Origin of the sequence: Streptomyces sp. NPDC057474 (genome assembly GCF_042802555.1) — a bacterium.
In the GTDB taxonomy this organism is placed as follows: domain Bacteria; phylum Actinomycetota; class Actinomycetes; order Streptomycetales; family Streptomycetaceae; genus Streptomyces.
In genome coordinates this window covers 55,554-67,696 of sequence record NZ_JBHVDX010000014.1, presented here as the reverse complement: position 1 = coordinate 67,696, position 12,143 = coordinate 55,554, and the positions used below count along the sequence as shown (strand labels likewise).

Sequence of the window (12,143 nt, the reverse complement as noted above, 5' to 3'; positions counted from 1 at the left end):
ACTGCGGACGACCCGCGCAGGTGACTGTGGAAGTTGCTCCCGGTCCGGTTCCGTCGTCGTACGGGATTCGTCCGGTCGAGCCACGCCCCGAGCGCCTGCGCCGGGGCGTTTCGTTTTACCCCAGCCCCTTCTGAGCGGTCGTCATCACCCGGAAGGAGGCCGACGCTCTATGGCAAGGCCCGACAAGGCTGCCGCGGTGGCCGAGCTCACGGAGCAGTTCCGTAGCTCGAACGCTGCCGTGCTGACCGAGTACCGGGGTCTCACCGTGGCGCAGCTCAAGACGCTGCGTCGTTCGCTCGGTGAGAACGCCCAGTACGCCGTGGTGAAGAACACGCTGACCAAGATTGCGGCCAACGAGGCCGGGATCACGACGCTCGACGACCTGTTCAACGGTCCGACGGCGGTCGCCTTCGTCACCGGTGACCCGGTGGAGTCGGCGAAGGGTCTTCGTGACTTCGCCAAGGACAACCCGAACCTCGTCATCAAGGGCGGTGTCCTTGACGGCAAGGCGCTGTCCGCCGACGAGATCAAGAAGCTTGCGGACCTCGAGTCCCGCGAGGTTCTGCTCTCCAAGCTGGCGGGTGCCTTCAAGGGCAAGCAGTCCCAGGCTGCGCAGCTCTTCCAGGCGCTTCCCTCGAAGCTCGTCCGCACCGTGGACGCTCTTCGCGCCAAGCAGGCAGAGCAGGGCGGTGCCGAGTAATTCGGCCCCCGAAATGACCGCCGCCTGAGGCGACGGTCGTAGCGGGCCGAACGTACGCCCGCCAGACATGTACATACCGGCACCAGCCGAATTAGTGGAAGGATCGCCCACCATGGCGAAGCTCAGCCAGGACGACCTGCTCGCGCAGTTCGAGGAGATGACCCTCATCGAGCTCTCCGAGTTCGTGAAGGCGTTCGAGGAGAAGTTCGACGTCACCGCCGCCGCCGCGGTCGCCGTCGCCGCCCCGGGTGCCCCCGGCGCGCCGGTCGAGGCCGCTGAGGAGCAGGACGAGTTCGACGTCATCCTCACCGGTGCCGGCGACAAGAAGATCCAGGTCATCAAGGTCGTGCGTGAGCTGACCTCCCTGGGTCTGAAGGAGGCCAAGGACCTCGTGGACGGCGCCCCGAAGCCCGTCGTCGAGAAGGTCGCCAAGGAGGCCGCCGAGAAGGCTGCCGAGTCCCTCAAGGCCGCCGGCGCCTCCGTCGAGGTCAAGTAAGGCCTCGCCGGTCCTCCGGCTCTCCTGGATCCGCGAGGATCCTGCGAGACAGTTCTGAGACGAGTGTCAAAAACTCGTTCGAGGCTGTAACGCGAACGTACTGAAGGGCGATCACCCAACTGGGTGGTCGCCCTTCGGCGTTCCGGGACGTCGAGTGACGGCTGCCTTGCACTGCGGGTGGCGACGAGTATGGTGATCTTCGTCCTGCCTCCGAACGCCCCAGGTGACGAGCCGCGAGTGACGAGCGCGGCACCGGGATCGGGCATGAGGGGCCTTGACGAACCGCACGCAGCGCGCAATTCTCAGGACGCGTCGTCGCACCGATCCGAACTCCGAGGCATGGATCGACGGCGAAGAGGGCAGTATCAACGTGCATTGAGGGCGTGGGCTTGCGTAGGTGTCGAGAACAGCGAGGGTTTCGAGAAACCCGCACTGGACATCAGTGTGCCAAGTGGCTACACTGACCCTTTGCGCTGCCTGTTAGCTGTCCCCTGCCCGTCACCAGGGGCATGCCCTCGCTTGAGCATCGACGAACAGATCATTCCTGACCTGCCTTTGCAGACAGTTCAGGAACAGCCTGCTCTCGTTGCGCAGGGGAGGGGCCGGTACGCGCGTAGTGAGTCCGAGCCCTCGGAAGGACCCCCTCTTGGCCGCCTCGCGCAACGCCTCGACCGCGAATACGAACCCCGCCGCCAGCACCGCCCCGCTGCGCATCTCTTTTGCAAAAATCAAGGAGCCTCTCGAGGTTCCCAACCTGCTCGCGCTGCAGACCGAGAGCTTCGACTGGCTGCTCGGCAACACCGCCTGGCAGAGTCGGGTCGAGGAGGCTCTGGAGAACGGACAGGACGTCCCCACCAAGTCCGGTCTGGAGGAGATCTTCGAGGAGATCTCCCCGATCGAGGACTTTTCCGGGTCGATGTCGCTGACCTTCCGTGACCACCGCTTCGAGCCGCCGAAGAACAGCATCGACGAGTGCAAGGACCGCGACTTCACGTACGCGGCTCCGCTCTTCGTCACGGCCGAGTTCACCAACAACGAGACCGGCGAGATCAAGTCCCAGACGGTCTTCATGGGCGACTTCCCGCTCATGACGCACAAGGGCACCTTCGTCATCAACGGCACCGAGCGTGTCGTGGTGTCGCAGCTGGTCCGCTCGCCCGGTGTCTACTTCGACTCCTCCATCGACAAGACGTCCGACAAGGACATCTTCTCCGCCAAGGTGATCCCCTCCCGGGGCGCCTGGCTGGAGATGGAGATCGACAAGCGCGACATGGTCGGTGTCCGTATCGACCGCAAGCGCAAGCAGTCCGTGACCGTTCTCCTCAAGGCCCTCGGCTGGACCACCGAGCAGATCCTGGAGGAGTTCGGCGAATACGAGTCCATGCGCGCCACCCTGGAGAAGGACCACACCCAGGGCCAGGACGACGCGCTGCTCGACATCTACCGCAAGCTGCGTCCGGGCGAGCCCCCCACGCGTGAGGCCGCGCAGACGCTCCTCGAGAACCTGTACTTCAACCCGAAGCGCTACGACCTCGCCAAGGTCGGCCGCTACAAGGTCAACAAGAAGCTGGGTGCGGAGGCTCCGCTCGACGCGGGCGTCCTGACCGTCGAGGACGTCATCTCGACGATCAAGTACCTGGTGAAGCTGCACGCGGGCGAGACCGAGACGACCGCGGACAACGGCCAGACGATCGTCGTCGAGACCGACGACATCGACCACTTCGGCAACCGTCGTCTGCGCAGCGTCGGCGAGCTCATCCAGAACCAGGTCCGTACGGGTCTGGCGCGTATGGAGCGTGTCGTCCGCGAGCGCATGACGACCCAGGACGTCGAGGCGATCACGCCGCAGACCCTGATCAACATCCGGCCGGTCGTCGCCTCCATCAAGGAGTTCTTCGGCACCAGCCAGCTGTCGCAGTTCATGGACCAGAACAACCCGCTGTCGGGTCTCACCCACAAGCGCCGTCTGTCGGCTCTTGGTCCGGGTGGTCTCTCCCGTGAGCGGGCCGGCTTCGAGGTCCGTGACGTGCACCCGTCTCACTACGGCCGTATGTGCCCGATCGAGACGCCCGAAGGCCCGAACATCGGTCTGATCGGTTCGCTCGCCTCCTACGGCCGCGTCAACGCGTTCGGTTTCGTGGAGACGCCGTACCGCAAGGTCGACGGCGACGTCGTCACCGACGAGGTCGACTACCTGACGGCCGACGAAGAGGACCGGTTCGTCATCGCGCAGGCCAACGCCACGCTCGACGACAACATGCGTTTCACCGAGAACCGCGTCCTGGTCCGCCGTCGTGGCGGCGAGGTCGACTACGTCCCCGGTGACGACGTGGACTACATGGACGTCTCGCCGCGCCAGATGGTGTCGGTCGCGACCGCCATGATCCCGTTCCTCGAGCACGACGACGCCAACCGTGCCCTCATGGGCGCGAACATGATGCGTCAGGCCGTGCCGCTCATCAAGTCCGAGGCCCCGCTCGTCGGCACCGGCATGGAGTACCGCTCCGCCGTCGACGCCGGCGACGTGGTCAAGGCGGAGAAGGCGGGTGTGGTCCAGGAGGTCTCCGCGGACTACATCACCACCACCAACGACGACGGCACGTACATCACGTACCGCCTGGCCAAGTTCGCCCGCTCCAACCAGGGCACCTCGGTCAACCAGAAGGTCATCGTCAACGAGGGCGACCGGATCATCGAGGGCCAGGTCCTGGCCGACGGTCCGGCCACCGAGAACGGCGAGATGGCACTGGGCAAGAACCTGCTCGTGGCGTTCATGCCGTGGGAGGGTCACAACTACGAGGACGCGATCATCCTGTCGCAGCGCCTCGTGCAGGACGACGTCCTCTCCTCGATCCACATCGAGGAGCACGAGGTCGACGCCCGTGACACCAAGCTCGGCCCCGAGGAGATCACCCGGGACATCCCGAACGTCTCCGAGGAGGTCCTCGCCGACCTCGACGAGCGCGGCATCATCCGGATCGGTGCCGAGGTCGTCGCCGGTGACATCCTCGTCGGCAAGGTCACGCCCAAGGGCGAGACCGAGCTGACCCCTGAGGAGCGGCTGCTCCGCGCGATCTTCGGTGAGAAGGCCCGTGAGGTCCGTGACACCTCGCTGAAGGTCCCGCACGGCGAGATCGGCAAGGTCATCGGCGTCCGCGTCTTCGACCGCGAGGAGGGCGACGAGCTGCCGCCCGGCGTCAACCAGCTGGTCCGTGTGTATGTTGCGCAGAAGCGCAAGATCACCGACGGTGACAAGCTCGCCGGCCGTCACGGCAACAAGGGCGTCATCTCGAAGATCCTGCCGATCGAGGACATGCCGTTCCTGGAGGACGGCACCCCGGTCGACATCATCCTCAACCCGCTCGGTGTGCCGTCCCGAATGAACCCGGGACAGGTCCTGGAGATCCACCTCGGCTGGCTCGCCAGCCGTGGCTGGGACGTCTCCGGTCTCGGCGAGGACTGGGCGCAGCGCCTGCAGGTCATCGGCGCCGACCAGGTCGCCCCGGGCACCAACGTCGCCACCCCGGTGTTCGACGGTGCGCGTGAGGACGAGCTCGCGGGTCTGCTGAACCACACCATCCCGAACCGCGACGGCGAGCGCATGGTGCAGCCGACCGGTAAGGCGAGGATGTTCGACGGCCGCTCCGGTGAGCCGTTCCCGGACCCGATCTCCATCGGGTACATGTACATCCTCAAGCTCCACCACCTGGTCGACGACAAGCTGCACGCTCGGTCGACCGGTCCGTACTCGATGATCACCCAGCAGCCGCTGGGTGGTAAGGCCCAGTTCGGTGGCCAGCGCTTCGGTGAGATGGAGGTGTGGGCGCTGGAGGCTTATGGCGCCGCGTACGCCCTCCAGGAGCTGCTGACCATCAAGTCCGACGACGTGACCGGCCGCGTGAAGGTCTACGAGGCCATCGTCAAGGGCGAGAACATCCCCGAGCCCGGCATCCCCGAGTCCTTCAAGGTGCTCATCAAGGAGATGCAGTCCCTGTGCCTCAACGTGGAGGTGCTGTCCTCGGACGGCATGTCCATCGAGATGCGCGACACCGACGAGGACGTCTTCCGCGCTGCGGAGGAGCTTGGCATCGACCTGTCCCGGCGCGAGCCGAGCAGCGTCGAAGAGGTCTGACGGGAGTTCGGAGGCCTTCGCCATGAAGGCCTCCGGCCCCAGGACCCCCGTATCAGACCCCATGACTTACAACCCTGAGAGGGATTGACGCATAGTGCTCGACGTCAACTTCTTCGACGAGCTCCGGATCGGTCTGGCCACCGCTGACGACATCCGTCAGTGGAGCCACGGCGAGGTCAAGAAGCCCGAGACGATCAACTACCGCACGCTCAAGCCCGAAAAGGACGGACTCTTCTGCGAGAAGATCTTCGGTCCTACCCGGGACTGGGAGTGCTACTGCGGCAAGTACAAGCGTGTCCGCTTCAAGGGCATCATCTGTGAGCGCTGTGGCGTCGAGGTCACTCGCGCCAAGGTGCGCCGTGAGCGGATGGGCCACATCGAGTTGGCCGCGCCCGTCACGCACATCTGGTACTTCAAGGGTGTCCCGAGCCGACTGGGCTACCTGCTCGACCTGGCTCCCAAGGACCTCGAGAAGGTCATCTACTTCGCGGCGTACATGATCACGTACGTCGACGAGGAGCGCCGTACGCGTGACCTGCCCTCGCTGGAGGCGCACGTCTCCGTCGAGCGGCAGCAGGTCGAGAACCGCCGGGACGCCGACCTGGAGGCCCGCGCCAAGAAGCTCGAGACCGACCTGGCCGAGCTCGAGGCCGAGGGTGCCAAGGCCGATGTGCGCCGCAAGGTGCGCGAGGGTGCCGAGCGCGAGATGAAGCAGCTGCGGGACCGTTCGCAGCGCGAGATCGACCGTCTCGACGAGGTGTGGACCCGGTTCAAGAACCTCAAGGTCCAGGACCTGGAGGGCGACGAGCTCCTCTACCGCGAGCTGCGTGACCGCTTCGGCACGTACTTCGACGGTTCGATGGGTGCCGCGGCGCTGCAGAAGCGCCTGGAGTCCTTCGACCTGGACGAGGAGGCCGAGCGCCTCCGCGAGATCATCCGCACCGGCAAGGGCCAGAAGAAGACCCGTGCGCTGAAGCGGCTGAAGGTCGTGTCTGCCTTCCTGCAGACCTCCAACAGCCCCAAGGGCATGGTCCTCGACTGCGTCCCGGTCATCCCGCCGGACCTTCGCCCGATGGTGCAGCTGGACGGTGGCCGCTTCGCGACCTCCGACCTGAACGACCTGTACCGCCGTGTGATCAACCGGAACAACCGTCTGAAGCGGCTTCTGGATCTTGGTGCTCCCGAGATCATCGTCAACAACGAGAAGCGCATGCTTCAGGAGGCCGTCGACGCGCTGTTCGACAACGGCCGTCGTGGTCGCCCGGTCACGGGCCCCGGCAACCGCCCGCTGAAGTCCCTCAGCGACATGCTGAAGGGCAAGCAGGGTCGATTCCGTCAGAACCTGCTCGGCAAGCGTGTGGACTACTCCGCGCGTTCCGTGATCGTCGTCGGTCCGCAGCTGAAGCTGCACCAGTGCGGTCTGCCGAAGGCGATGGCGCTGGAGCTCTTCAAGCCGTTCGTGATGAAGCGCCTGGTCGACCTTAACCACGCGCAGAACATCAAGAGCGCCAAGCGCATGGTGGAGCGCGGCCGCACGGTCGTGTACGACGTCCTCGAAGAGGTCATCGCCGAGCACCCGGTTCTGCTGAACCGTGCTCCCACCCTGCACCGCCTCGGCATCCAGGCCTTCGAGCCGCAGCTGGTCGAGGGCAAGGCCATCCAGATCCACCCGCTCGTCTGCACCGCGTTCAACGCGGACTTCGACGGTGACCAGATGGCCGTCCACCTGCCGCTCTCCGCGGAGGCGCAGGCCGAGGCCCGCATCCTGATGCTGTCCTCGAACAACATCCTCAAGCCCGCCGACGGCCGTCCGGTGACGATGCCGACCCAGGACATGGTCCTCGGTCTGTTCTTCCTCACCACCGACGGCGAGCTGCGTGACACCAAGGGCGAGGGGCGTTCCTTCGCCTCCACGGCCGAGGCGATCATGGCGTTCGACGCCGGCGAGCTCGCGCTGCAGTCCGCCGTGGACATCCGCTTCCCGGTGGGCACCATCCCGCCGCGCGGCTGGACCCCGCCGGAGCGCGAGGAGGGCGAGCCGGAGTGGCAGCAGGGTGACAGCTTCCGGCTGAAGACCACGCTCGGCCGTGCGCTCTTCAACGAGCTGCTGCCCGAGGACTACCCGTTCGTCGACTACTCGGTGGGCAAGAAGCAGCTCTCCGAGATCGTCAACGACCTCGCCGAGCGCTACCCCAAGGTCATCGTGGCGGCGACGCTGGACAACCTGAAGGCGTCCGGCTTCTTCTGGGCGACCCGTTCCGGTGTCACCGTGGCCATCTCCGACGTCGTCGTTCCCGAGGCGAAGAAGGAGATCGTCAAGGGCTACGAGGCGCAGGACGAGAAGGTCCAGAAGCAGTACGAGCGCGGTCTGATCACCAAGGAAGAGCGCACGCAGGAACTCATCGCGATCTGGACCAAGGCGACCAACGAGGTCGCCGAGGCGATGAACGCGAACTTCCCCAAGACCAACCCCATCTTCATGATGGTTGACTCGGGTGCCCGAGGAAACATGATGCAGATGCGGCAGATCGCCGGTATGCGTGGTCTGGTGTCGAACGCGAAGAACGAGACCATCCCGCGTCCGATCAAGGCCTCGTTCCGTGAGGGTCTGTCGGTGCTGGAGTACTTCATCTCCACGCACGGTGCCCGTAAGGGTCTGGCGGACACCGCCCTGCGTACCGCCGACTCGGGTTACCTGACCCGTCGTCTGGTGGACGTCTCGCAGGACGTCATCATCCGCGAGGAGGACTGCGGCACCGAGCGCGGTCTGAAGCTGCGGATCGCCTCGAAGGACGAGACCGGGGTCCTGCGCAAGGCCGAGGACGTCGAGACCAGCGTCTACGCCCGTATGCTCGCCGAGGACGTCGTCATCGACGGCAAGGTGATCGCGCCGGCCAACGTGGACCTGGGCGACGTGCTCATCGACCAGCTCGTGCACCACGGTGTCGAGGAGGTCAAGACCCGCTCGATCCTGACCTGTGAGTCCAAGGTCGGCACGTGTGCCATGTGCTACGGCCGCTCCCTGGCCACCGGCAAGCTGGTCGACATCGGTGAGGCGGTCGGCATCATCGCCGCCCAGTCCATCGGTGAGCCCGGTACCCAGCTGACGATGCGTACCTTCCACACCGGTGGTGTGGCCGGTGACGACATCACGCAGGGTCTGCCGCGTGTCGTCGAGCTCTTCGAGGCCCGTACGCCGAAGGGTGTCGCCCCGATCTCCGAGGCGGCCGGTCGCGTCCGCATCGAGGAGACCGAGAAGACCAAGAAGCTCGTCATCACGCCGGACGACGGCAGTGACGAGACGGCGTTCCCGATCTCGAAGCGTGCCCGTCTGCTGGTGAGCGAGGGCGAGCACGTCGAGGTGGGCCAGAAGCTCACCGTGGGTGCCACCAACCCGCACGACGTGCTGCGCATCCTGGGTCAGCGTGCCGTCCAGGTCCACCTGGTCGGCGAGGTCCAGAAGGTCTACAACTCGCAGGGTGTGTCGATCCACGACAAGCACATCGAGATCATCATCCGGCAGATGCTCCGCCGCGTGACGATCATCGAGTCCGGCGACGCCGAGCTGCTGCCCGGCGAGCTGGTCGAGCGCTCGAAGTTCGAGACCGAGAACCGTCGTGTGGTCCAGGAGGGCGGTCACCCGGCCTCCGGTCGTCCGCAGCTGATGGGTATCACCAAGGCCTCGCTGGCGACGGAATCCTGGCTGTCGGCCGCCTCCTTCCAGGAGACGACCCGAGTCCTGACGGACGCGGCGATCAACGCCAAGTCCGACAGCCTCATCGGCCTCAAGGAGAACGTCATCATCGGTAAGCTCATCCCGGCCGGTACGGGTCTGTCCCGCTACCGCAACATCCGGGTCGAGCCGACCGAGGAGGCCAAGGCCGCGATGTACTCGGCCGTCGGCTACGACGACATCGACTACTCGCCGTTCGGCACGGGCTCCGGCCAGGCCGTCCCGCTGGAGGACTACGACTACGGTCCGTACAACCAGTAGGCGAGCGGTAGCAGTTGCTTGAGTTGAGGGGCGGTCACCTTCGGGTGGCCGCCCTTTGGCGTTGCCCGGGGTGTGCCGGCCCGCCGGGCCGGGCCGTCAGCGCCCGCTCTCCACGTGGGCCTGAAGGTGGTGGAGCCGGGTGTGGGGGTCGGGGTGGGAGGCGAGGAGCCGTGCGATCACTCCCTCCTCCTCGAAGCGGGCGCCCATGGCCGAGGCGTCGGCGCGTGCGCTCTCCTCGCGGTCGAGATCCTCACGTAGTACGGCCATCAGCTGCTGGGCGAGCCGAGCCCGGCCGCGTGCGCGTCGGCGCGGAGTTCCGCGCGGCGGGAGCCGCTGCCACCAGGTAGGGCGTGGCCGGCGGCAGGAAGACCAGACCGTACGTGGCCGTCGCCAGGGCGAACACGACGGCGCCCAGTACGCCGATCACGACGGCGGCGACGCCCACGGAGACGCGGTCGACGCGTGAGGCCCAGCCACCGCAGCGGCCGCCAGGCGATCCGTGCCGGCAGCGCGACCAGAAGGGAGCAGTGAGGCCCAGGCGTGTCCTCCCACGTGGTGGCCCAACTCGTGTGCGAGCACGCCGGCGAGCCGCCCGGGCGTCAGTGTCCTGAGCGAGTGGCTGGTGACTCCGACGATGTGGCCCGCGGCCGTCATGGCGTTGATGCGCGCGCTGTCCTCGACCCACAGCTGGTAGGTGTCTGCGTCCACACCGGCTCGGGCGGTCACCTGGCGCCACGCCGACTTCAGCCTCCGGTCCTCCTCGGGCGTCGGGTGGCGCAGCCGGTACAGCCGGCCGGCGAGAAGGCGTTCGCAGGGCCGGTGGAAGGTCAGCGCGCCGCTCACCGCCCAGCAGCCGAGCGGGAATCACTCCGGCCGACGGCGGTCGGTCGACCGTTGACGGTCGGTGGCCAGGCCCAGCAGCTGCAACGAGACCTGGGGGCTGCCGGCGAGGAACGCGGTGAAGCGGGACTGGTCGATGGCCACCGCACCTCGATTGCCTCCGGGGCCGTCACGGTGGCCGCCCTGTGCCGCCCGCTGAGCGCCGCGCCCTCGCCGATGATGTCGCCGGGCCCGCACAGGGCGAGCAGCGCCTCGTAACCGTTGGCCGCGATGGCCGTGACCTCGGTCCAGCCGTGCAGGAGGAGCACCACATGGGTGGACGGCTCGTCCTGGTGCAGGATCACCCTGCGCGCCCGGTGGCGCAGCGGGCGGCCGGTGCCCAGCAGGGCGACGCGGTCGTCCTTCTCCAGGCGGGCGAGGAAGGGCACGCGGTCGTCGAACCCGTCGTCGTCCCACGCGTGTGTACGTCTGTCGGCCGTCCCCCAGGTCATGCCGCCGCCCCCGCTTTCACCTGTGCCGATGCCCTGACTCCGCAATCAGTCAACGTACTTGGGATGACCATGGGGGCAACGGCCCGCAACCGGCCAGGTGTGGCCGGAGCGCGGTACTTGCGCAGCGGCTCGCCCGGTGTTCGGCCAGGGTTCGGGGGCACGGCACGCGCGCGGTACGCGGTAGCAGAACCGCAACAGAACCGGGGCGGGGAACCCGTGCTCGGGGGCGGGCGTTGGAGCATCATGGAGGGACAACCAGTCCGGGGGAGTGTTTCTCGTGTCGAACCCGTCATGGCAGCCGATTCCGTGGCAGCAGCCGCAGGGCAATGGTCCTTCGATGCTCGCCGCACACGCCGACCGTGAGCGTGCCGTGGATGTACTGAAGGCCGGGTTCAGCGAGGGCCGCCTTCCGCAGGACGAGTACGAGAGGCGCGTCGAGAGGGCCTACAAGGCGCGCACAGTGGGGGAGCTGACCCTTCTGGTCGCCGACCTGCCCCAGGGCCCCGCAGGGATGCAGCCGACCGCCATGGGCGGTGCCCCGGTGCCGAGAACGTTCATGCCGGCCCCCCTGCCACCCCCGGCGACCAACGGCAAGGCCGTGGGCTCCATGGTCTGTGGTGTGCTCACCACCATGACGATGGGGCTGACGGGCATCCCGGCCGTCATTCTGGGCCACACCGCCCGCGCCGAGATGAAGCGCACGGGCGAGGGCGGCGAGGGCTTCGCCCTGGCCGGCCTCATCCTCGGCTGGCTCTCCGTGGCCGGCTGGGCCTTCTTCCTCGCCATCATGATGATCGCGGGAGTCGCGTCGAACAGCGGAACCTGAGCCCGAGCCGCACCCGTTGTCCGCAGGATGAGCCCGGTCCCTAAACCCCCGCCCGCCCATTTGTTTTGACCATAGCGAATGAGGTAGGTACGCTCAGACCTTGTGCCTGGGGTGTGCCCTGGCTTCCGTGCGTGCCTTCAACCGCACAGGGGGAGTCGTAAGCGGCCACCGTGATCTGCGCTCTTTCTGCCTCGCGGCGGGAGTCTGCAGTATCCGACACACCCGACCGCGTGGGTCGGCGAATGTTTCAGGTTAGCTTCACCATTCGGCACACAGAAACCGGAGAAGTAGTGCCTACGATCCAGCAGCTGGTCCGGAAGGGCCGGCAGGACAAGGTCGAGAAGAACAAGACGCCCGCACTCGAGGGTTCGCCCCAGCGTCGCGGCGTCTGCACGCGTGTGTTCACGACCACCCCGAAGAAGCCGAACTCGGCCCTGCGTAAGGTCGCGCGTGTGCGTCTGACCAGCGGGATCGAGGTCACTGCTTACATTCCGGGCGAGGGACACAACCTGCAGGAGCACTCCATCGTGCTCGTGCGCGGCGGCCGTGTGAAGGACCTGCCCGGTGTTCGCTACAAGATCATCCGCGGTTCGCTTGACACCCAGGGTGTCAAGAACCGCAAGCAGGCCCGCAGCCGCTACGGCGCCAAGAAGGAGAAGTAAGA

General features: G+C 66.7%; 6 protein-coding genes and 2 pseudogenes. 6 read left to right on the top strand and 2 right to left on the bottom strand.

The annotated features are described in order from the left end of the window. Positions 1–169: 169 nt before the first annotated feature. The 4 genes from rplJ to ACFU53_RS06270 all read left to right on the top strand — a co-directional run bounded on the left by rplJ (position 170) and on the right by ACFU53_RS06270 (position 9,322). Positions 170–700 (top strand): 50S ribosomal protein L10, encoded by a 531-nt coding sequence (rplJ, locus tag ACFU53_RS06285; RefSeq protein ID WP_383986543.1) that lies wholly within the window; start codon positions 170–172, stop codon positions 698–700. A gap of 112 nt (positions 701–812) precedes the next feature. Further along, the gene (rplL, locus tag ACFU53_RS06280; RefSeq protein WP_383986541.1) at positions 813–1,196 is read left to right on the top strand and encodes a 50S ribosomal protein L7/L12; all 384 of its coding nucleotides are present in this window, start codon (positions 813–815) and stop codon (positions 1,194–1,196) included. Positions 1,197–1,842: 646 nt separating this feature from the next. After that, positions 1,843–5,328 (top strand): DNA-directed RNA polymerase subunit beta, encoded by a 3,486-nt coding sequence (rpoB, locus tag ACFU53_RS06275; protein WP_383986539.1) that lies wholly within the window; start codon positions 1,843–1,845, stop codon positions 5,326–5,328. A 94-nt stretch (positions 5,329–5,422) separates the two neighbouring features. Beyond that, positions 5,423–9,322, top strand: coding sequence for a DNA-directed RNA polymerase subunit beta' (locus ACFU53_RS06270; protein ID WP_383986537.1), 3,900 nt, complete (start codon positions 5,423–5,425; stop codon positions 9,320–9,322). A 96-nt stretch (positions 9,323–9,418) separates the two neighbouring features. Here the strand turns inward: ACFU53_RS06270 and ACFU53_RS06265 are convergent. Further along, positions 9,419–10,183: pseudogene (locus tag ACFU53_RS06265) on the bottom strand (M48 family metalloprotease); the annotation flags it as partial. A 6-nt stretch (positions 10,184–10,189) separates the two neighbouring features. Further along, positions 10,190–10,653, bottom strand: a pseudogene (locus tag ACFU53_RS06260) (Crp/Fnr family transcriptional regulator); the annotation flags it as partial. Positions 10,654–10,990: 337 nt separating this feature from the next. Here ACFU53_RS06260 and ACFU53_RS06255 point away from each other — a divergent pair. Beyond that, complete coding sequence (locus ACFU53_RS06255) at positions 10,991–11,479, top strand: DUF1707 and DUF4190 domain-containing protein (RefSeq protein WP_383986570.1); 489 nt, start codon at positions 10,991–10,993, stop codon at positions 11,477–11,479. A gap of 290 nt (positions 11,480–11,769) precedes the next feature. Then, a complete protein-coding gene (gene rpsL, locus ACFU53_RS06250) occupies positions 11,770–12,141 on the top strand; it encodes a 30S ribosomal protein S12 (RefSeq protein WP_003948652.1) in 372 nt (123 codons plus the stop codon). The last annotated feature ends 2 nt before the right edge of the window (positions 12,142–12,143 follow it).

Excerpts from the sequence above, each read along its gene's own strand:
- rplL (WP_383986541.1), top strand. The coding sequence starts at position 813 with ATGGCGAAGCTCAGCCAGGACGACCTGCTCGCGCAGTTCGAGGAGATG.
- ACFU53_RS06255 (WP_383986570.1), top strand. The coding sequence starts at position 10,991 with ATGCTCGCCGCACACGCCGACCGTGAGCGTGCCGTGGATGTACTGAAG.
- rplJ (WP_383986543.1), top strand. The coding sequence starts at position 170 with ATGGCAAGGCCCGACAAGGCTGCCGCGGTGGCCGAGCTCACGGAGCAG.